Consider the following 20,918-nt stretch of genomic DNA (forward strand, 5'->3'; position numbering starts at 1 on the left):
TGGCATGGCAGGCGAAAAGAACCGGATCATCACCATCGCCAACCAAAAGGGTGGTGTCGGAAAGACAACGACAGCAATCAACCTCGCAACTGCGCTTGCGGCGATCGGTGAGAAGGTGCTGATTGTCGATCTTGATCCGCAGGGCAACGCTAGCACCGGCCTTGGGATCCAGCGCCGCGACCGCAAGCTTTCCTCCTACGAACTGCTGATCGGTTCGCACGGCATTGACGCGATCGCCCAGGACACTGTTGTTCCCAATCTGTCGATCATTCCATCGACCATGGACCTGCTTGGCGTCGAGATGGAAATTTCTCGCGAAAGTGACCGCGTCTTCCGGCTACGAAAGGCACTCGCCTCACCCGAAGCGCTTGCATATTCTTACGTGCTGGTTGATTGCCCGCCATCGTTCAATCTCCTGACCATGAATGCCATGGCCGCCGCGCACTCGGTCCTGGTGCCATTGCAATGTGAGTTCTTTGCGCTTGAGGGATTGAGCCAGTTGCTCGAAACCGTCGATCAGATTCGCCGTTCGGTCAATCCCATCCTGGATATCCAGGGTATCGTGCTGACCATGTTCGATTCCCGCAACAATCTTGCCCAGCAGGTGGTCAATGACGTGCGAACCCATTTGGGCGAGAAGGTCTATCATACGCTGATCCCGCGTAACGTCCGCGTGTCCGAGGCGCCGTCCTACGGGAAGCCGGCGATTCTTTACGACCTCAAGTGCGCGGGCAGCCAAGCCTATCTTCAGCTGGCATCCGAAGTGATTCAGCGCGAAAGGCTGCGCAAGGCGGCGTGAGTGCAATCGATTCGACATCGTAACGATAAGTGTGAGTGCAGACGATGAATGATGACAATTCGAGACGAAGACTCGGCCGCGGCCTAGCGGCCTTGATCGGCGAGATGGACCAGCCCTTGCAGGCCAGCGGTCCGGTGGCGCCGGTCACTGCCGACCGACGCATTCCGATCGAATTTGTCGCCCGCAACCCGCGCAACCCGCGGCGCGCCTTTGATGAGGCAGAGTTGCAGGATCTTGCAAGCTCGATCCGCCAACACGGCATCGTTCAGCCGGTGGTCGTCCGGACGATCGCCGATCAACGCTACGAGATCATAGCCGGGGAGCGCCGTTGGCGCGCCGCTCAGCTTGCCGGCTTCACCGATATTCCGGTGATTGTCCGCGACGTGGATGACCGTACGGCGCTGGAGATCGCGATCGTTGAAAACGTCCAGCGGTCCGACCTCAATCCGCTGGAAGAGGCGCTCGGCTACGACCAATTGATTGCCGAGCATGGCTACACGCAGAATGATCTCGGCGAAATAATCGGCAAGAGTCGCAGCCATGTGGCCAACAGTCTGCGCCTGCTGAAACTGCCGGAACCGGTGCGCGACATGCTCTCTTCGGGCACGCTTTCGGCCGGCCACGCCCGCGCTCTCATTCCGACATCCGATCCGGTCGGTCTGGCCCGCTCAATTGTTGCGAAGGGCCTGTCCGTCCGTGATGCGGAGCGCCTGGCCCAAAACGATATCCGTGCCCAGAACGACCCTAACTACGGCAAGCCTTCGCAGAAGGAAGAGAAAGACGCCGACACGCTTGCTCTGGAAAGAACGCTTTCCGACAGCCTCGGATTGGATGTGACCGTCAATCACAAGGCAAACGGCGGCCAGTTGCGCATTTCCTACAAAACGCTCGATCAGCTTGAGGAAATCTGCCGGCTGCTGGAGCGGCGTTAAATCGTTTCTTATCCGAAACAATTTGCTTTATTCCAGTCGGAAAGGCTATCGCCGGGCCGACTGCAGCGTGATGGCCAGCAATGTCTGCATGGCGATGCTGTCTTCCAGGCCTTGTCGGGTGCGGCTCTGGAAAATTGCCGTCTGCAAACGCGCTAGTTCGCGGCGGATGGCGGGCAAGGTCCAGGTCTTGAGCGCCGCTTCGACCAGCGGCTTGCGTCGGAAATGGAGGTGGCGACCGAGCGTTGCGACGACCTGACTCGGCTGCTGGCGCCTGTCGTCCATTTCCGCCCGCATGAGGTCGAGAAGTTGAAACTGCTTGAGGCACGCCTGCAATACGAGAAAGATTGCCGTCTTTGAGGCCGTGATCTTGCGGATGGCATGCTGCAGGCCGTCGACATCGCCCTTGAGGACCGCATCGATGGCGTCGTCGACCGATATGGCGCTGGCATCGCCGACGATCTCGGAAACGTGTTCCTCTTCGATCATGGCCAGGCCGCGGCAGTAGAGTGCCAGCTTGCGGATCTCGTTGCGCGAGGCGAGGCGATCGCCGCCCAGCGCTTCGTTCAGCCGTTGCCGCGCCGTCGGTGTGATCCTTAGGCGTTCCTCGCCAAGTTCGTGGTCGATCAGGCTGTTCAACGCGCGTGCGTCGTCGCTGTAGCAGGCGACGGCCACGACCGAACGCGCGGTTTCGCCGATCTTTCTGACCCCGGTTCCCTTCTTCAGGTCGCCGGCCTCGATGATCACATAGCTGCCGTCGGGCGGTTGCTGTGCGAGTGTCGAGAGGCTGTCGACCAGCGTCTTTTCCGTGCCCGACGCGCGGATCCAGACAAGCTTTTCGCCTCCGAACAGCCCGATCGTGTTGACCTCGTCGAGCAAGCGTCCGGGGCTTTGCTGCAGGTCGGAGGCATCGAGCTTGACCAGCGAAAAGGGATCATCCAGCGCCACGCCAGTTTTCGCGACGATCTGGCCGGCGCGTTCGGAGACAAGGCCGCGATCCGGCCCGTAGACCAGATAGAGCCTGTTCTCCCCGAGCGGCCGCTGCAGGAATCCGTCGAATTCGTGCGACTTGATCTCGCTCATGCCGCCACCGTCAGCGGCCGAGCGCCGCCGCTATATCCGCCCGGATGATCTCGGCCAACTCCCTGGCTGCCCGGTTTTGCGCGTCGCGCGTGGCGCGAACCTTGGCGAATTCCTGTTCGGGGAAGTCGACGAGGGCGACGGCGCTGCGATTGCCGGACCGGACGGTTTCGCCGCTATCGGCGCGCGTCAGGTTGTAGTCCGCCCTGACGACGACGCGGCCGGCACCCGCGGTGTCGGATTCCTGATCGTAAAGCACGCCCATCACCTCGCTGGTGACATTCAGCGCCATCTTATACTCCGGACGAGCCGGCTCACCAGCGCCGCCGGATGTCAGAAAGATCAGTGCGTTGCGGACTTCCTGCTCGACACGGTCGTCGGCATCGGAGATCTCGATCGAAGCGAGTGCCTTGGCCGGCTTTCCCTGTGGCCCCTCGGAATAGAGCGGCTTCACCTGGCAGCCAGCCAGGGCGATGAAGCTGCCGATTGCCAGAAGTTGCGCGTATCTTTGAGCTTTCTCAGACAACGACATTCACGATCCTCTGGGGCACGACGATGATTTTCTTCGGGCTCTGGCCGTTCAGCGCGGCCTTGACGGGGTCGAGCGCCAGCACCGCGCTCTCGATCGCAGTCTGATCTGCGTCGCGCGCAATTGTCAAATCGCCGCGCTTCTTGCCGTTGATCTGAACCGGCATCGTCACCTCGTTCTCGGCAACGAGCGCCTCGTTGTAAGTCGGCCAGGCGGCCTGCGCGACCAGACCCGTGCCGCCGATCTCCTGCCAGCACTGTTCGGCAAGATGCGGCATCATCGGCGCGAAGAGGTTGATCAGGATCGTGGTCGCGTCCTTGACGGCGCAGATCGTTGCGGCGTCGGCCGAACCGTCGGCGACCTGCGTCAGCGGGCCCGCAAGCGCGTTCACCAGCTCGTAGAGGCGCGCCACGGCCTTGTTGAAGGCGAGCTTGTCATAGTCCGCCTCGACAGCCTTCAGCGTCTTGTGGGCGGCCTGCGAGATCGCCAGCGCCGGTCCCTGAGAAGCCGGCTTGGCTTCGGTCGCCTTCAACGTCCCGGATGCCTCCGAGACCAGCCGCCACAGGCGCTGCACGAAGCGGTGGGCGCCCTCGACGCCGGCTTCCGACCAGATGACGTCGCGATCCGGCGGGGAATCGGAGAGGACGAAGAAGCGCGCCGTGTCGGCTCCATAGGAGGCGATGATGTCGTCCGGATCGACGACGTTCTTCTTCGACTTCGACATCTTCTCGATCGAGCCGATCGTGATCGGTTCGCCGGTTTCGATCAGCGTCGCCCGGCGCTTGCCGTCGACTTCCTCGATCGCGATCTCGGCCGGCGTGATCCATTCGCGTTGTGCGCCCTCGCCGCGGCTGTAGGTCTCGTGCACGACCATGCCCTGGGTGAAAAGACCCTTGAACGGCTCGTCGAGGCCGGCATGGCCGGTTGCCTTCATTGCCCGGGTAAAGAACCGCGAATAGAGCAGGTGCAGGATCGCGTGTTCGATTCCGCCGATATACTGGTCGACCGGCAACCAGCGGTCGACGACGGCCGGATTGGTGGGGTTGTTGTCCCACGGTGCGGTGAAGCGGGCGAAATACCAGGATGAATCGACGAAGGTATCCATCGTGTCGGTCTCGCGCCGCGCATCCTTGCCGCATTGCGGGCAAGCGACGTGTCGCCAGGTCGGATGGCGGTCGAGCGGATTGCCCGGCCTGTCGAAGGTCACATCATCCGGCAGTTTCACCGGCAGATCGGCCTTTGGCACCGGCAGCACGCCGCAGTCTTCGCAATGAATGACCGGGATCGGGCAGCCCCAATAGCGCTGGCGCGAGATGCCCCAGTCGCGCAGGCGGAAATTGACCTTGCGCTTTGCCTGCGGTTCGCCGCCGATCTTCGTGTTCTCCAGTGTCGAAGCGACCTTCTCGAAGGCCTCTTCGGTCGAAAGGCCATCGAGGAAGCGCGAATTGATCATCACGCCATCGCCGACATAGGCTTCATTGCCGATAGCGAAGCTTGCCGCATCGCCGTCCCTCGGCATGACCACGGCAACGACCGGCAGGCCGTATTTGCGAGCGAAGTCGAGGTCGCGCTGATCGCCGGAAGGGCAGCCGAAGATGGCGCCAGTGCCGTAGTCCATCAGCACGAAGTTGGCGACGTAGACCGGCAGTTCCCAGTTCGGATCGAGCGGATGCTTGACCCGGATTCCGGTGTCGATACCCTTCTTCTCGGCCGTCTCGAGCGCGGCGAGCGATGTACCGGCACGGCGGCATTCGTCGCAGAATGCTTCGATTTCCGCATTTGCAGCGGCTGCCTGTTGCGCCAGCGGGTGGTCGGCGGCGATCGCCAGGAAGGAGGCACCGAACAGCGTGTCCGGCCGCGTTGTATAGACGGTCACTTCAGATGCTTCAGCGCCGGTGCCTGGAACGATTTCCCAGCGGATCGTCAGGCCCTCGGAACGGCCGATCCAGTTCTTCTGCATCAGCCGGACCTTTTCCGGCCACTGGTCGAGCTTGTCCAGCGAATCCAAGAGGTCCTGGCTGAAATCGGTGATGCGGAAAAACCACTGTGTCAGTTCGCGTTGCTCCACCAATGCGCCGGAGCGCCAGCCGCGGCCGTCGATGACCTGCTCGTTGGCCAGAACGGTGTTGTCGACAGGATCCCAGTTGACCTTCGATTGCTTGCGATAGACCAGACCCTTTTCGAGGAAGTCCAGGAACAGGTGCTGCTGGCGCTGGTAATAATCGACGTCGCAGGTCGCAAACTCCCGCGACCAGTCGAGCGACAGGCCCATCACCTTCAGTTGCGCCTTCATCGAGGCGATGTTCTGGTAAGTCCAGGAGGCCGGATGTACGCCACGCTCCATGGCGGCGTTTTCGGCCGGCATGCCGAAAGCGTCCCAGCCCATCGGATGTAGCACATTGTAACCACGGGCACGCTTGTAGCGCGCCACGACATCACCCATCGCATAGTTGCGGACATGGCCCATATGGATGCGGCCCGACGGATAGGGAAACATCTCAAGCACGTAGTATTTTTCGCGCGGATCGTCATTGTCCGTGGTGAAGACGTTTTTCTGCTCCCATTCCTGTTGCCAGCGGGGTTCAGCATCGCGCGGATTGTAACGTTCGGTAGCCATATGATCGATGTTCCGGAAATTTGGGCGAGGGGAAATCATCCCCTCCGACATTTGGCGTGACCTTCACCATGAAACAAGCGTAGCGTCAAGTTTTGGAAGGCTTTGAGGGCAAATCTTTGAGCCATTCGGCCAGTCGGTGGCGATAACGGCTTGGCATCCGCGCCATGTTTGACTATTGCGCCAGAAGCCCGGCTTCCGAAGCGTCGAAGGCCGGCGGGGTCGAAGGATACCAATGGAGATGGTGGCCATGAGCGTGGTTGAACGGTTGAACGATGTCCTGAGCCGGATTCGCGATGCGGAAGCCCGTGCGAGCCGCGCCACCGGCTCGGTTTCGTTGGTTGCCGTTTCGAAGACGTTCGACGTCGAGGCGATTCGCCCGGTGATCGAGGCGGGACAACGTGTCTTCGGCGAAAACCGCGTGCAGGAAGCGCAAGGCAAGTGGCCGCAGCTTCGCGCGGGGAGGTCCGATATCGAGTTGCATCTGATCGGCCCGCTGCAATCCAACAAGGCGGCGGATGCGGTTGCCCTCTTCGATGTCATCGAGACGATCGACCGGGAGAAGATCGCCAGAGCCGTCGCCGCCGAGATCGTGCGTCAGGGCAAGCCCGTTCGCCTCTATGTCCAGGTCAATACCGGCCTAGAGCCGCAGAAGGCCGGCATTGCGCCGGATGAAACCGTTGCCTTCGTCACCTTGTGTCGGGAGACGATCGGCATTCCGATCGAGGGCCTGATGTGCATTCCGCCGGCGGAAGAGAATCCCGGGCCGCACTTCGCGCTGCTCGCCAAGCTCGCAGCGCGTTGCGGGCTGACGAAGCTCTCCATGGGCATGTCCGGCGATTTCGATGTGGCCGTGCAGTTCGGCGCCACCAGCGTGCGCGTCGGCTCGGCGATCTTCGGCACGCGGTGATCTAACCCTTTGGTCTGGCTTCTCGCCCCCCTCGCAATCTCTTAAAGTTTCCGCCCGGAGGCCGGTTGAGCAGCCGGTTCGGGAGTGGAGGAGACGGAAATGGCGAGCAGCTATTCCGAAGTGTATGGCGCGTGGAGGCAGGACCCGCGAGCGTTCTGGGCAAAGGCCGCAGAAGATATCGACTGGCTGCGGCCGCCGCAGCGGGTTTTTGATCCAGACGGTGGCGTCTACGGCCACTGGTTTAGCGGCGGCGAGACAAATACCTGCTTCAACTGTCTGGATCGCCAGGTCGCTGCCGGTCGCGCCGATCAGACCGCGCTAATCTATGACAGTCCGGTCACGGGCACCGTGGAACATTGGACCTACGGTGCCATGTTGGCGGAGGTTGTCGCGCTTGCGGCCGTCTATCGTGACCTGGGCATCGGCAAGGGCGACCGGATCATCATCTATATGCCGATGATCCCGCAGGCGGCCTTTGCCATGCTTGCGGCAGCGCGCATCGGGGCCGTGCACTCTGTCGTTTTCGGCGGTTTCGCAGCTAATGAACTCGCCACGCGCATCAGCGACAGTCAGGCGCGACTGATCGTTTCTGCCAGTTGCGGCATCGAAGGCGGCCGCGCCATCGCCTACAAGCCCCTGCTCGACGCGGCGATAGAGATCAGTGCCCATAAGCCCGATCATTGCCTGATTTATCAGCGCGAAATGCTTCGGGCGGAGTTGCGGGGGAAGCGAGATATCGACCTTGCTTCGGCGGTCGGCGCGGCAAAGCACAGAGGAGCGGATGTGCCCTGCACGCCGGTTCTTGCCACTGATCCCTTGTACATTCTCTACACGTCCGGAACGACCGGCCAGCCCAAGGGCGTGGTGCGAGATACGGGCGGCCATATGGTCGCGCTTTTATGGTCGATGCAGAACTTCTTCGGCCTGAAGCCGGGTGAGGTTTTCTGGGCGGCATCCGATATCGGCTGGGTCGTCGGCCACTCCTACATCGTCTACGGTCCCCTGCTCAACGGCAGCACGTCTGTGCTCTACGAGGGAAAGCCCGTGGGCACGCCCGATGCGGGCGCCTACTGGCGCGTCGTCGAACAGCACGGTGTTACCAAGCTGTTCACAGCGCCGACGGCGTTTCGTGCCATCCGCAAGGAAGATCCGCAGGGAGAACTGATCGGCCGGCATGACATTTCATCGCTGCAAGCCCTGTTTCTTGCCGGAGAGCGGGCCGATCCCGATACCGTTGGCTGGGCGCAGGCGAAGCTCGGCGTGCCCGTCATCGATAATTGGTGGCAGACGGAAACCGGTTGGCCGGTGGCGGGAAATCCGATCGGCCTCGGTCTGCTGCCGGTCAAATATGGTTCGGCCGCGGTGCCGCTGCCCGGTTATGACGTCGAGGTCCTCGACGATGCCGGACACCCGGTTGCCAAAGGAATTCTCGGCAATGTCGTGATCAAGCTGCCGCTGCCGCCCGGCTGCCTGCCGACGTTCTGGAATGCCGACGCGCGGTTTCGCGAGGCGTGCCTCTCTGAATTCCCCGGTTACTACCGCACCGCCGATGCAGGCTATATCGATGAAGACGGCTATATCTTCATCATGTCGCGCACCGACGACATCATCAATGTCGCCGGACATCGCCTCTCCACGGGGGCGATGGAGGAAATCTGCGCCAGCCATGCGGATGTGGCCGAATGCGCGGTGATTGGCATTGCCGACGCAATCAAGGGCCAGATTCCGGCGGGTTTCCTTGTCATCAACGCCGATGTTTCCCGTGAAACAGCTGCGATCGAGCGGGAAGTCGTTGCCTTGGTGCGCGAACGTCTCGGCCCGGTCGCCGCGTTCAAGACGGTCATCTGCGTCAAGCGCCTGCCGAAGACGCGCTCGGGAAAAATCCTCCGCGGCACGATGCAGAAGATCGCCGATCGCGAAAGCTGGAAGATGCCGGCGACGATCGACGACCCGGCCGTGCTGGAGGAAATCGCCACGGCGCTGAAAGAACGCGGCATCGGTGGTTAGCCGGATTCACGCAAAATCGCCGTCAGACCGCAAAACCAGTCCCTGAAGCGGATAGCCCCGCCACCGGCGGGCCGGGCGGTGACGAGGAAATAGCTTTCGTCGGTCAAGGTCTCGACATCGGAGAGGATAACGAGGTCGCCATTGGCCAATTCGCGGCGGAACACTTCGGTCGGACAGAGGGCAATGCCGTGTCCGGCGATCACGGCGGTGGCGAGCAGGTTGAAGTCCTGGAAAACCGGGCCGCGCAGCGGGCCGTGCGGCTGAAGCCCCGCCTTCCGGCACCAGCTCAGCCAGCGTTCCGGCGTCTCGTCGTGCAGGAGGTCGGCTGCGGCGATCTCCGGGGCGCTCTGCGGCTTTCCGCGGCGTGCAAGATAGATCGGGCTGGCAACGGGCCGGTTGGCGCGGGAAAACAGCCGGGTGCATTCGCGCGTCTCGCTCTTGTCTTCCCCGAGCGTGATCAGGACGTCACAGTCGGCCTCGCGAAAGCGTTGCTCGCCCATCGCATAGAGGACCCGCACATTGAGGTCCGGATGGGCGTTCAGGAACTCCGGAAGCGCTGGGATCAGCCATCGCGTCGCGATCGAAGCGATGCAGGCGACCGTCAGTTCGCCCCTCGTCTGCATGCGCAAGGCGTGGGCCTCCGCTTCGATCCGCCCCAGGCTGACCGACAGCGTTTGCGCAAGCGCCAGAGCGTCGGGCACGAGGCGGACGCTACGCTTTTCGCGCAGAAACAGCGGCCGGCCGAACCAGTCCTCGAGCAGACGGATCTGATGGCTGACCGCTGCGTGCGTGACATGCAGTTCGTCGGCGGCGCGCGAAAAGTTGTTGTGGCGTGCTGCGGCCTCGAAGACGCGCAAAGCGCTGAGCGATGGCAACATAGTCAAGTTTTCCTAACCTAAATGACGAAAAAGCATCATTTGCCGATCGCGTAAATGCAAGCGATACGTGGAAATGGCAGAGCGGTTGACCACCCTCTTTCATCCAATCGTCAAATTTTCCTGAAGAAAGGCCAAGGCTGATGTTCGTGCGCAATCTGAAGCAAGTCGAGGAAACGCCGCATTTCGTCGAATGGGGAAGCGGCACCAGCCATCGTCTGCTGACCGAGCGCGATGGCATGGGCTTTACTGTCTGCCACACCGTGGTGCGCGCCAACACCACCTCGCTGCTCGAATACCGCAACCATCTCGAGGCCTGCTACTGCATCGCCGGCGCCGGAGAGGTCGAGGACATGGAGGGCAATGTCTTTCCGATCGTGCCGGGCGACATCTACGTGCTCGACAAGCACGACAAGCATTACCTGCGCGGCGGCAAGAACGAGGACCTGATCCTCGTCAGCATCTTCAATCCGCCGCTCAAGGGGACGGAGCGGCACCGGCTTAACGGCAGCGAGGGCTCTGCCTACTGACGGCTTGCCGCTCGGCAAAAAAAACCCGGATCAGGCGATCCGGGTTTGTGGTGTGCGGCGATCCGATCAGTAATGATCGTCGTCGTCTTCGTCCTTGCGGTCGGACTTGAGCGACTTGAGCTTGGCGAAAACGGCGTCGGCGTCCATTTCCTTCTCTTCCTCGCGCTCATAGGAGAACGGCAGCTTTTCAGTCTCCTTCGACGCTTCGAGCGTCGCGCCGAGTTCGGCAGCGGTCGGCAGCGGCCGGCCCTTGGATGCGCGTTCAACTTCGAGGTCGAGGTCGATCTGGGTGCAGAGGCCAAGCGTAACCGGGTCCATCGCCGTCAGGTTCGTCGAGTTCCAGTGGGTGCGCTCGCGGATCTGCTCGATCGTCGACTTGGTCGTGCCGACGAGACGCGAGATCTGGGCGTCCTTCAGTTCCGGATGGTTGCGCACCAGCCAGAGAATGGCGTTCGGCCGGTCCTGGCGCTTCGAAACCGGGGTATAGCGCGGGCCCTTGCGCTTCGAGTCCGGCACACGCACCTTCGGCTCGGAAAGTTTCAGTTTGTGGTTCGGGTTGCCTTCGGCGCGGGCGATCTCGTCGCGCGACAGCTGGCCGGTGGCGATCGGGTCGAGGCCCTTGATGCCCTGCGCCGATTCACCGTCCGCGATCGCCTTGACCTCCAGCGGGTGCAGCTTGCAGAACTGGGCGATCTGCTCGAACGACAGGGCAGTGTTGTCAACAAGCCATACGGCCGTCGCTTTGGGCATAAGCAGTTGTTGAGCCATGGGTATAGTCCTTCTGTCCGTCCGCGCCGGTGTCGCGGGCCGTGGGGTGTAACCACTTAATTTCCGGGAAATTAGCGCCTCTATACCCTCGTCGTCGCATAAATGCAATTCTTCTCGCAGAAATGACCTTTTGTCTAATTGCCGCCGTGTGTTGACCTGATATGAATGCGGCCGGAGAGGACGCACAGGGAGACGCGGCGTCCGGAAACTTGCCTGCGCAGGGAGGAAAATCAGCATGTCCGTCAAGACCTATCCGGTGCTCAAGCCGGCCAAGCAACGCGCTTTGATCGACAACGCCACCTATCTGAAATGGTACAAGCAGAGCGTCGCCGATCCGGAGGCGTTCTGGGGCGAACACGGCAAGCGCATCGACTGGTTCAAGCCTTACACCAAGGTCAAGAACACCAGCTTTGAAGGCAAGGTATCGATCAAGTGGTTCGAGGACGGTCTCACCAACGTCTCCTACAATTGCATCGACCGGCATCTGGAAAAGCGCGGCGACCAGGTGGCGATCATCTGGGAGGGCGACAACCCGTATGATGACAGGAAGATCACTTATCGCGAACTCTACGAGCATGTCTGCCGCCTTGCCAACGTGCTGAAGGCAAACGGCGTCAAAAAGGGCGACCGCGTCACGATCTACATGCCCATGATCCCGGAAGCCGCCTATGCGATGCTCGCCTGCACCCGCATCGGTGCCGTGCATTCGATCGTGTTTGGCGGTTTTTCCCCCGATGCGCTGGCCGGCCGCATAGTGGATTGCCAGTCCACCTTCGTCATCACCGCCGACGAGGGCCTGCGCGGCGGCAGGACGATTCCGCTCAAGGCCAACACCGACCAGGCGATCGACATCGCCAAGCGCGACGGCGTCGAGGTCAAGTCCGTTCTTGTCGTTCGTCGCACCGCCGGCAAGATCCACTGGTTCGCGGAGCGCGACATCTGGTACCATCAGGCCGTCGCCACGGTGAAAGCCGATTGCCCGCCGGCGAAGATGAAGGCCGAGGATCCGCTGTTCATCCTCTATACCTCGGGTTCGACCGGCAAGCCGAAGGGCGTGCTGCACACGACGGGCGGCTACCTGGTCTATGCCTCGATGACCCATCAATATGTCTTCGATTATCACGACGGTGACATCTACTGGTGCACCGCCGATGTCGGCTGGGTCACCGGCCATTCCTATATCGTCTATGGCCCGCTCGCCAACGGCGCGACGACGCTGATGTTCGAGGGCGTGCCGACCTATCCGGATGCCGGCCGCTTCTGGGACGTGGTCGACAAGCACAAGGTCAACATCTTCTACACGGCACCGACGGCGATCCGTGCCTTGATGGGCCAGGGCGATGCCCTCGTCACGCGCTCGTCGCGTAAATCGCTGCGCATCCTCGGTTCCGTCGGCGAGCCGATCAACCCGGAAGCCTGGGAATGGTACTACCACACCGTCGGCGAAGGCCGCTGCCCGATCGTCGACACCTGGTGGCAGACGGAGACCGGCGGCATTCTGATCACGCCGCTCCCCGGCGCGACCGCCTTGAAGCCGGGCTCGGCCACCCGGCCCTTCTTCGGCGTGCAGCCGCAACTCGTCGACGCCGAAGGCAAGGTGATCGACGGTGCGGCCGACGGCAATCTGTGCATCATCGACAGCTGGCCCGGCCAGATGCGCACCGTCTATGGCGACCATGAGCGCTTCATCCAGACGTACTTCTCCACCTACAAGGGCAAGTATTTCACCGGCGACGGCTGCCGCCGCGACGAGGACGGCTATTACTGGATCACCGGGCGCGTCGATGACGTGCTCAATGTCTCAGGCCACCGCATGGGCACGGCCGAGGTCGAATCGGCCCTGGTCAGCCATGATGCGGTGTCGGAAGCCGCCGTCGTCGGCTATCCGCACGACATCAAGGGCCAGGGCATCTACAGCTACGTGACGTTGATGGTCGGCCAGCAGGGCACGGAAGAGCTGCGCAAGGAACTGATCTCACATGTCCGCAAGGAAATCGGCGCGATCGCCTCGCCGGACAAGATCCAGTTCGCCCCCGGCCTGCCGAAAACCCGCTCCGGCAAGATCATGCGCCGCATCCTGCGCAAGATCGCCGAGGACGATTACGGCGCGCTCGGCGATACCTCGACGCTGGCCGATCCCACCGTCGTCGACGACCTCATCGCCAACCGGCAGAACAGGAAGGCCTGATTCGCGCGTTGCCTGTGCCCCGGCTTCCGTGCCGGGGCCGCTGTGATCGGGGATGGCTCAACCGGCCTTCAGAAGGTAGAACAGTTCTCCGTCTTGCGGCCACCGCCATAAGGCGCAACATAACCGGCCACAAGCATCTCCTGAGCCGGATTCCGGCCGTCGGAAAAACTGATGTCGGCGACCACCCGGCCGAAATATTTGTCGCCGGCAATGCGCATCAGCTGGATGTCGTGCTGATCCCGGGTGAGGTCGCTCAAGGCAGCGCGTGCCTGCCTGCCGGCATCGCGGACTGCAGCACAGGCCGATTTCAGCTCCGGCGCGTCGATGCCGCGCAACCGCACATAGACTTCCATCGTCTGCTGCGGCCACGGCCGGGCCGCGACCAGGATCGTATCCCCGTCGATGACGCGAATGATCTCTGCGCTGACCGGACCGGCGATTTCGATTCGTTTGCCGGATTCGAAGGCATGGGCGTACAAGCCCAGGAAAGGCAGGAAGAGAGGGGCGAGAAGGCCGGAGCGGTTGCGAGACATCATAATAGGAAAATATACCGGCAACCACGGCCTGGCAACAGGAATTATTTCCTTAGAAATCGATCGCCCGGCCGTTGATTTCCCAGTCGCCGAAACGGGCCGGCTCCGCCCCGCCGCGACCGCCCAGTTCCTCCGGCAGCTCGAGCGGCTGCTGCTGCTTGCGGCGTTCCTCCGCCTCGGCCAGGGCGCGTTGCGCCGCAGGCGTGAGCGGCTTGCGGGGTTCTTCAGGTGAATTGCCGTTGTCGTTCTGCATGCCAGGTCCTAATTTCCGCGAGAATGTTGAAGAATGCGGTCGATGTCACCATCATATAGGAACCTCGCGTGCAAACGGAACCAATGATTCACGTGAAACGTTGCTGACCTTGGGAGATGGATCGATGAACCTTATGCGCACCGCGATGCTTCTGGCGTTCATGACCGCGTTGTTCATGGCGGTCGGCTTCCTGATCGGCGGCAAGGGCGGCATGATGATTGCGCTCGTGATCGCCGCCGGCATGAACTTCTTCTCCTACTGGAATTCGGACCGCATGGTGCTGAGCATGTACCGCGCGCAGGAGGTCGATGAGCGCTCGGCACCGGAATATTACGGCATCGTGCGCGACCTGGCGAGAAACGCCGGGCTGCCGATGCCGAAGGTCTATGTCATCGACAATCCGCAGCCGAATGCCTTCGCCACCGGCCGCAACCCGGAAAACGCCGCGGTTGCCGCGTCCACGGGACTGCTCCATGCGCTGACCTATGACGAGGTGGCCGGCGTCATGGCGCATGAGCTCGCGCACATCCAAAACCGCGATACGCTGACCATGACGCTGACGGCGACATTGGCCGGTGCGATTTCGATGCTCGGCAATTTCGCCTTCTTCTTCGGCGGCAACCGTGAAAACAACAACCCGCTGGGCTTCATCGGCGTTCTGGTCGCGATGGTCGTCGCGCCGCTTGCGGCGATGATCGTGCAGATGGCCATCAGTCGGACGCGCGAATATTCCGCCGACCGGCGCGGCGCCGAGATCTGCGGGCAGCCGCTGTCGCTCGCTTCCGCGCTCGCCAAGATTGCCAATTTCGCCCATCAGGTGCCGAACGAGGAGGCCGAGCGCAATCCGGCAACCGCCCATATGTTCATTATCAATCCTTTGTCCGGCGAGCGCATGGACAACCTGTTTTCCACCCATCCGGCGACGGAAAACCGTATCGCCGCGTTGCAAAGGATGGCCGGTGAAATGTCGGCGGTCTCGACGCCGCCGGTCAGGGCTGATAATCCGATGCGCAAATCGCGCTCCGTGCCGCCGACGGGCTGGGGTCGCGGTGGTTCCGAACCACCGAAAGGTCCCTGGTCTTGACGTCAGACGAAAACAAAACCGCTTCGCTTCCGAAACGAAATAGCCGCAAGCCGGACCTTGCTCGGAGAGGTCAGGAAAATCCGGCCTTTGTGCGCAGCGACAAGCCCGGTCTCAAGGCCCGGCAGGCGGCGGCAAAGATGCTTGCGGCCGTTGTCGATCGCAAGACCTCGCTGGATGGCATGCTCGATGCCGCCAACGGCAACCCGGTCTATCGCGAGCTCAACGAGGCGGATCGCGCGCTGGTGCGGGCGATCCTGAATTCGGCCCTGCGCCAGCTGCCCCGCATCGAGGCGATGATCGGCTCGCTGCTGCAGACGCCGTTGCCGGAGGGCGCGCGGGCGCTGCATCATGTTCTGGTCGTCGCGGCCGCGCAAATCCTCTATCTCGATATCCCGGATCATTCCGCCGTCGATCTGGCCGTCGAACAGGCGCAGACCGACCCGCGCAACAAGCGCTTCGCCAGTTTGGTTAACGCGGTTTTGCGTCGCCTTTCCCGCGAAAAAAAGCAGTTGCTCGCAACGGTCGGCGAAACGATCCCGGCAATTCCGGCATGGTTCTATAAAAGGCTGGTCGGCTATTACGGGGCTGCGGAAGCCGCCCGTATCGCCGATGCACTGCTCACCCCTGCGGCCATCGACGTAACCGTCAAGTCGGATGCGCAAGGATGGGCGCAGCGTCTGAATGGGCGTGTCCTGCCGACCGGTTCGGTGCGTCTTGCCGGGTTTTCCGGCGCGGTGCCGGCCCTTGCGGGCTTTGAGGATGGCGAATGGTGGGTGCAGGATGCCGCCGCATCCCTTCCGGCGAAGCTTTTTGGCGCGCTAGGCGGCAAACGGGTGGTCGATCTTTGCGCGGCGCCGGGTGGAAAAACCGCGCAACTGGTTCTGGCCGGGGCGAAAGTCACCGCCCTCGACCAGTCGGCGAGCCGCCTGAAGCGCCTTGAGGGCAATCTTGCCCGGCTCGGGCTCCAGGCGACGACGCAGGAAACCAACATGGCGGATTTCCGCGCGGAGGAACTGTTCGATGCGGCGCTGCTCGACGCGCCCTGCTCCTCGACCGGGACGATCCGCCGCCATCCGGATGTTTTGTGGACCAAGGGTCCCGAAGATATCGAGAAACTGGCGCTGTTGCAGGAAAGGCTGCTGCGCCACGCGCTGACGCTGGTCAAGCCGGGCGGTCTCGTCGTCTTCTCCAACTGCTCGCTCGACAAGCGCGAGGGCGAAGAGGTGACCGAACGCGTGCTTGGCGAGGGTCGTTGCGAGCGGGTCGCAATCGATCCGGCCGATTGGCCGGGCTTGGAAGATGCGGTCACACCGCTCGGCGAATTTCGCACGACGCCGGCAATGATCCCGCCGCAGGACGGCTTTTCCGGTGGACTGGATGGCTTTTATGCCGTCATTTTACGCCGCACGGCATGATGCGCGACATTGTGCCCACAGACTTCGTCAACAGGCAGATTGCGCCGGTCAATTGACGGGTTCGGCGGCTTTGCCTAACAATACCGCCACGATCCATAAAAGTTTAATGGCTTTTTCACGATCATGGTCCTGGTCGTATCTGGTGCGGACAGCAATCATTCCGATTAGTTGATGCGGTTTGAAGCCCGGTCCGGGAGGGGGAGGCACACGGGCTCAGCGATGCGCATTTCGGACCGGCAAAGGCTTCTCTATCTGTATCTGCGTGAGGGCTGGCGCCGCTTCTCGCGCCGCCTTGCCTTGGGACGCAATACGGCGTTTCGCTTCGCGGGCAGTACTCCCGATCGCCTGATCGTCGCGCCGACCGATCTGCGGGCCGTCGATCCCTTCGTCGCCGAAGAAATCCTGCAGGGCCGGTTTCCCCTGGCGGGCCGGGTGCTCGACACGGAAGGCGAATCGCCCTTCGAAATCGACCTGCCTTCGCGCGAATTTGCCGTCCGGCTGCATTCCTTCGGCTGGGTTCGCCACATGCGTGCGGTGAAGGAAGAGGAGGCTTTTGTCCGGTTGCGCCATGTCGTCAACGACTGGATCGCCACGCAGGGCCGCTTTATCGATGGCATCGCCTGGGAGCCGGAAATCATTGCCCAGCGGCTGATCGCCTGGCTGTCGCATTCGCCGATCATCCTGCGCAATGCCGAGCATGGCTTCTATCGCCGGTTCCTGAAAAATCTTGCCTTTCAGGTGCGGTATCTGCGCCACGTCGCCGACACCACCTGCGACGGCGAAGCGCGGCTGCGGGTGCGCATCGCCCTTGCGATGGCCTCCGTCGCCATGCCGGCGTCGGAATCGGCCATCCGCAAGGCGGCCCGCAATCTCGATCTTGAGCTTGATCGACAGATTCTGCCGGATGGCGGCCACAGCTCGCGCAACCCGCGCACCGGGCTCGAGCTGCTGCTCGACCTGCTGCCGCTGCGCCAGACCTATGTCAATCTCGGCCATGATGTTCCCGCCAAGCTCATTCCCTGCATCGACCGGATGTATCCGGCTCTGCGGTTCTTCCGCCATCAGGGTGGGGAGCTCGCCTTGTTCAATGGCGCCACCTCGACGCTCGCCAACGAGCTGATGGCTGTCCTGCGCTATGACGAGACGGCCGGCGCGCCGTTCAAGGCCCTGCCGCATATCAACTATCAGCGCCTGACCGCCAACAATGTCGTTGTCATCATCGATACCGGATTGCCGCTTTCGCCGGAACTGTCGCGCACCGCCCATGCCGGCTGCCTGTCGTTCGAAATGTCATCGGGCAAGCATCGCTTCATCATCAACTCGGGCTCGCCAAAGTTTGCCGGCGAACGATTCCGCCAGTTGGCGCGACTGACGGCGGCGCATTCGACCGTCACCATCAACGACCGCTCGTCCTCGCGACTGTCGGATTCGCAGTTCCTCGGCCCCATCGTCACCGGCGGTGTCTCCAGGGTGGCCCTTCGCCGGCAGGAGGAGGAGGGCCAGCCGGATGCGGTGATCGCTAGCCATGATGGCTATGCCCAGTCCTGCGGCTTGATACATGAGCGCGATATCAGCGTGAACGGCCAGGGAAGTGCGGTGCGCGGCCGCGACCGGCTGTTCCAGCCGGACGGCACGGATCCGGTGGACAGCCATTCGGCGATTGCCGTTGCCCGTTTTCATATCCATCCGGCGATCAATCTGCGCCAGCACAGCCCGCACGAGGTTTATCTTGCGGCTCCCGATGGTGAAACCTGGCTGTTCACCTGCCGCGACAGCGAGGTGGCGATCGAAGAAGACATTTTCTTCGCCGACCCTTCCGGCATGCGCAAGACGTCGCAGATCACCATAACCTTCGCCGTCGCCTCCGTGCCGGAAATCCAGTGGATTTTGTCGCGCGAGGCGTGACAGGCCGGCCAGCGGTACCCCGGCGAATCAAACGGTTCCTTCATCGGGAAAGCTGTGCTAACGGCAGGCGAACATTCGCCGGAAGACCTTCCGATATCCGGCCCGCAAAAGGAGCTTGATGATGGCTGTCGCCTCCAAGAAAATTCCCGCCCCCGATCAGGTGACGATCCGCACCGCTTTGCTCTCCGTGTCCGACAAGACCGGCATCGTCGAGCTTGCCCGTTCGCTGCACAGCAAGGGCATCCATCTGGTCTCGACCGGCGGTACGCACAAGACGCTGGCCGAAGCGGGCTTGCCGGTCACCGACGTCTCCGACCTCACCGGTTTTCCGGAGGTGATGGACGGCCGGGTCAAAACCCTGCATCCGGGCGTCCATGGCGGCCTTCTGGCGATCCGCGACGACGAGGACCATGTGCAGGCGATGACGACGCATGGCATCACCGGCATCGATCTTGCCGTCATTAATCTCTATCCGTTCGAGGAAGTCCGCGCCAAGGGCGGCGATTATCCGACAACGGTCGAAAATATCGACATCGGCGGCCCGGCGATGATCCGCGCCTCGGCCAAGAACCATGCCTATGTCACCGTCATCACCGATGCCGCCGATTACGGGGCGCTGCTCTCCGAACTGGGTAACGGTGCCGCCACCTCCTTCGGTTTCCGCCGGCAGATGGCCGCCAAGGCCTATGCCCGCACCGCAGCCTACGACACCGCCATTTCCGGCTGGTTTGCCGAAGTCCTCGACACGCCGATGCCGCTCCACCGCACCATTGGCGGCGTCTTGAAGGAAGAGATGCGCTACGGCGAGAATCCGCATCAGAAAGCCGGATTCTACCTGACCGGCGAAAACCGCCCGGGCGTCGCAACCGCGACCCTTTTGCAGGGCAAGCAGCTTTCCTACAACAATATCAACGACACCGACGCGGCCTTCGAACTCGTCGCCGAATTCCTGCCGGAAAAGGCGCCGGCCTGCGCCATCATCAAGCACGCCAATCCCTGCGGCGTCGCGACGGGCGCGACCCTGCTGGAAGCCTATGAGCGGGCGCTTGCCTGCGATTCCACTTCGGCCTTCGGCGGCATCATCGCGCTCAATCAGGAACTCGACGGCGTCACGGCGGAAGAAATCGTCAAGCTGTTCACCGAAGTCATCATCGCTCCCTCGGTCAGCGATGCTGCCAAGGTCGTCATCGCCGCCAAGCCGAACCTGCGCCTGCTCGTCACAGGAGCCTTGCCCGATCCACGGGCGCCGGGCCTTGCGGCGAAAACCGTCGCCGGCGGCTTGCTCGTGCAGACCCGCGACAACGGCATGGTCGAAGACCTCGAGCTGAAGGTCGTAACCAAACGCGCACCGACCGCGCGGGAACTGGAAGACATGAAGTTCGCCTTCAAGGTCGCGAAGCACGTGAAGTCCAATGCCGTGGTCTACGCCAAGGACGGCCAGACGGTCGGCATCGGCGCCGGCCAGATGAGTCGCGTCGATTCGGCCCGCATCGCCGGGCTGAAAGCCGAGGAAGCGGCAAGGGCGCTCGGCCTGCCCGCGCCCTTGACACATGGCTCGGCAGTTGCCTCGGAGGCCTTCCTGCCGTTTGCCGACGGCCTGCTCTCGATGATCGCCGCTGGCGCCACCGCCGTCATCCAGCCGGGGGGCTCGATGCGCGATCCGGAAGTCATCGCCGCCGCCGACGAAGCCGGCGTCGCCATGGTCTTCACCGGCATGCGCCATTTCCGCCACTAAGACAGCCCACTCTCGCCATCAAGATGGCATCAGCTATCTTGATGGCATGGCTCGCGCCGCCTATATTCGAGACTGAAAGGAGTTCCGGATATGGCTGAACCACAACTTTCGGTGCGCAGTGCGAGAGCCCGCGATCTCGCTCATCGGCTTGCCCGCCGGGAGAACCGCTCGATCGCCGATATCGTCGAGCGCGCGCTTGAAGCCTATGAAATCCGCGAGGTGGGGCGCGAACCCGCATCGGCTTTCTATAACCGACTGTCGGAAAATTGCGGCACCGATATCGATCTCGACGCGATTATCCGGGAAGGGCGGAAAGTCCATACGGGTCCTGAACTTTGATTTTCGTCGATACCAATGTCATCTCCGAAACATTGCGGAAGTCGCCCTCGGAGGCAGTGATCTCCTGGCTGGTGCGGTATGATGCGGAACTTGCGCTTTCGACGGTTGCCATTGCAGAAATTGCATTCGGCATCCAAAAGATTATGCCTGATCAACGCGCCTTGCGACTTGAGCAGGGATTGACCGATTGGCGGCGTCGCTTCGCTGATCGGATATTCGGTTTTACCGAAGAGGCGGCACTGGCCTATGGCGACATCATGGGCACGGCATCGCGACAAGGCATGGGAATGTCTGCTCCAGACGGCATGATCGCCGCCATTGCACGGGTGAACGGTGGCCGCTTGGCGACCCGAAACCTCGCTGATTTCCGCACTACCGGATTGGATCTTGTTTCACCCTTCGACTTTTAGCGTCGGTCTCTACCG

The 20,918-nt window shown here is 62.2% G+C and carries 19 protein-coding genes; 12 read left to right on the plus strand and 7 right to left on the minus strand.

Annotated elements, in window-relative coordinates; all coding sequences use genetic code 11:
- The first annotated feature begins 4 nt into the window (after positions 1 to 4).
- Together JNB71_RS19510 and JNB71_RS19515 are read left to right on the plus strand one after the other, a co-directional pair.
- Positions 5 to 799 carry a ParA family protein gene (locus JNB71_RS19510; protein ID WP_220373454.1) on the plus strand — a complete coding sequence of 265 codons (795 nt, stop codon included), beginning with the start codon at positions 5 to 7 and terminating at the stop codon, positions 797 to 799.
- Between the two features lie 44 nt (positions 800 to 843).
- Positions 844 to 1,731 carry a ParB/RepB/Spo0J family partition protein gene (locus JNB71_RS19515; protein ID WP_220373455.1) on the plus strand — a complete coding sequence of 296 codons (888 nt, stop codon included), beginning with the start codon at positions 844 to 846 and terminating at the stop codon, positions 1,729 to 1,731.
- 45 nt (positions 1,732 to 1,776) lie between these two features.
- Here the strand turns inward: JNB71_RS19515 and holA are convergent, their stop codons facing one another.
- Genes holA through leuS form a run of 3 tightly spaced genes read right to left on the minus strand, consistent with a single transcriptional unit; the run spans position 1,777 to position 5,954 of the window.
- Positions 1,777 to 2,811 (minus strand): DNA polymerase III subunit delta, encoded by a 1,035-nt coding sequence (holA, locus tag JNB71_RS19520; RefSeq protein ID WP_220373456.1) that lies wholly within the window; start codon positions 2,809 to 2,811, stop codon positions 1,777 to 1,779.
- Positions 2,812 to 2,821: 10 nt separating this feature from the next.
- Positions 2,822 to 3,340, minus strand: coding sequence for an LPS assembly lipoprotein LptE (lptE, locus tag JNB71_RS19525; protein WP_220373457.1), 519 nt, complete (start codon positions 3,338 to 3,340; stop codon positions 2,822 to 2,824).
- Positions 3,327 to 5,954, minus strand: a complete 2,628-nt coding sequence (leuS, locus tag JNB71_RS19530) for a leucine--tRNA ligase (protein WP_220373458.1) — start codon at positions 5,952 to 5,954, stop codon at positions 3,327 to 3,329. The genes lptE and leuS overlap by 14 nt, the downstream gene beginning before the upstream one ends.
- Positions 5,955 to 6,201: 247 nt before the next feature.
- On the opposite strand from leuS, the gene JNB71_RS19535 reads away from it, so the two are divergent.
- Together JNB71_RS19535 and JNB71_RS19540 are read left to right on the plus strand one after the other, a co-directional pair.
- Entirely contained in the window at positions 6,202 to 6,861 is a 660-nt protein-coding gene (locus JNB71_RS19535; protein WP_220373459.1) for a YggS family pyridoxal phosphate-dependent enzyme, read from the plus strand.
- Between the two features lie 99 nt (positions 6,862 to 6,960).
- Complete coding sequence (locus JNB71_RS19540) at positions 6,961 to 8,868, plus strand: AMP-binding protein (protein ID WP_220373460.1); 1,908 nt, start codon at positions 6,961 to 6,963, stop codon at positions 8,866 to 8,868.
- Here the strand turns inward: JNB71_RS19540 and JNB71_RS19545 are convergent.
- Positions 8,865 to 9,746, minus strand: coding sequence for a LysR substrate-binding domain-containing protein (locus JNB71_RS19545; RefSeq protein WP_220373461.1), 882 nt, complete (start codon positions 9,744 to 9,746; stop codon positions 8,865 to 8,867). The two genes, JNB71_RS19540 and JNB71_RS19545, sit on opposite strands and share 4 nt — an antisense overlap.
- 140 nt (positions 9,747 to 9,886) lie before the next feature.
- Between JNB71_RS19545 and JNB71_RS19550 the strand changes: the two genes are divergently transcribed.
- The gene (locus JNB71_RS19550; RefSeq protein WP_220373462.1) at positions 9,887 to 10,273 is read left to right on the plus strand and encodes an ectoine synthase; all 387 of its coding nucleotides are present in this window, start codon (positions 9,887 to 9,889) and stop codon (positions 10,271 to 10,273) included.
- Between the two features lie 66 nt (positions 10,274 to 10,339).
- Here the strand turns inward: JNB71_RS19550 and JNB71_RS19555 are convergent, their stop codons facing one another.
- Positions 10,340 to 11,041, minus strand: coding sequence for a DUF1013 domain-containing protein (locus tag JNB71_RS19555; protein WP_026203596.1), 702 nt, complete (start codon positions 11,039 to 11,041; stop codon positions 10,340 to 10,342).
- A 235-nt stretch (positions 11,042 to 11,276) separates the two neighbouring features.
- On the opposite strand from JNB71_RS19555, the gene acs reads away from it, so the two are divergent.
- Positions 11,277 to 13,229, plus strand: coding sequence for an acetate--CoA ligase (acs, locus tag JNB71_RS19560; RefSeq protein ID WP_220373463.1), 1,953 nt, complete (start codon positions 11,277 to 11,279; stop codon positions 13,227 to 13,229).
- A gap of 68 nt (positions 13,230 to 13,297) precedes the next feature.
- On the opposite strand, the gene JNB71_RS19565 is transcribed toward acs, so the two are convergent.
- Entirely contained in the window at positions 13,298 to 13,765 is a 468-nt protein-coding gene (locus JNB71_RS19565) for a thermonuclease family protein (RefSeq protein ID WP_220373464.1), read from the minus strand.
- A gap of 49 nt (positions 13,766 to 13,814) precedes the next feature.
- The gene (locus tag JNB71_RS19570; RefSeq protein WP_220373465.1) at positions 13,815 to 14,015 is read right to left on the minus strand and encodes a DUF1674 domain-containing protein; all 201 of its coding nucleotides are present in this window, start codon (positions 14,013 to 14,015) and stop codon (positions 13,815 to 13,817) included.
- A gap of 124 nt (positions 14,016 to 14,139) precedes the next feature.
- Between JNB71_RS19570 and htpX the strand changes: the two genes are divergently transcribed.
- The 6 genes from htpX to JNB71_RS19600 all read left to right on the plus strand — a co-directional run bounded on the left by htpX (position 14,140) and on the right by JNB71_RS19600 (position 20,903).
- On the plus strand, positions 14,140 to 15,099 hold the full coding sequence (gene htpX, locus JNB71_RS19575) for a zinc metalloprotease HtpX (RefSeq protein WP_220373466.1): 960 nt from the start codon (positions 14,140 to 14,142) through the stop codon (positions 15,097 to 15,099).
- On the plus strand, positions 15,096 to 16,514 hold the full coding sequence (locus JNB71_RS19580; protein ID WP_220373467.1) for an RsmB/NOP family class I SAM-dependent RNA methyltransferase: 1,419 nt from the start codon (positions 15,096 to 15,098) through the stop codon (positions 16,512 to 16,514). The genes htpX and JNB71_RS19580 overlap by 4 nt, the downstream gene beginning before the upstream one ends.
- Before the next feature lie 219 nt (positions 16,515 to 16,733).
- The gene (locus tag JNB71_RS19585) at positions 16,734 to 18,419 is read left to right on the plus strand and encodes a heparinase II/III family protein (protein WP_220373468.1); all 1,686 of its coding nucleotides are present in this window, start codon (positions 16,734 to 16,736) and stop codon (positions 18,417 to 18,419) included.
- Positions 18,420 to 18,540: 121 nt separating this feature from the next.
- Positions 18,541 to 20,154, plus strand: coding sequence for a bifunctional phosphoribosylaminoimidazolecarboxamide formyltransferase/IMP cyclohydrolase (gene purH, locus JNB71_RS19590; protein ID WP_220373469.1), 1,614 nt, complete (start codon positions 18,541 to 18,543; stop codon positions 20,152 to 20,154).
- Positions 20,155 to 20,244: 90 nt separating this feature from the next.
- Positions 20,245 to 20,493, plus strand: coding sequence for a type II toxin-antitoxin system VapB family antitoxin (locus tag JNB71_RS19595; RefSeq protein WP_220373470.1), 249 nt, complete (start codon positions 20,245 to 20,247; stop codon positions 20,491 to 20,493).
- The gene (locus JNB71_RS19600) at positions 20,490 to 20,903 is read left to right on the plus strand and encodes a type II toxin-antitoxin system VapC family toxin (RefSeq protein ID WP_220373471.1); all 414 of its coding nucleotides are present in this window, start codon (positions 20,490 to 20,492) and stop codon (positions 20,901 to 20,903) included. Before JNB71_RS19595 ends, JNB71_RS19600 begins: the two co-directional genes overlap by 4 nt.
- Positions 20,904 to 20,918 lie beyond the last annotated feature (15 nt).

It is taken from the genome of Rhizobium herbae, assembly GCF_019511375.1.
GTDB lineage: Bacteria > Pseudomonadota > Alphaproteobacteria > Rhizobiales > Rhizobiaceae > Pararhizobium > Pararhizobium herbae_A.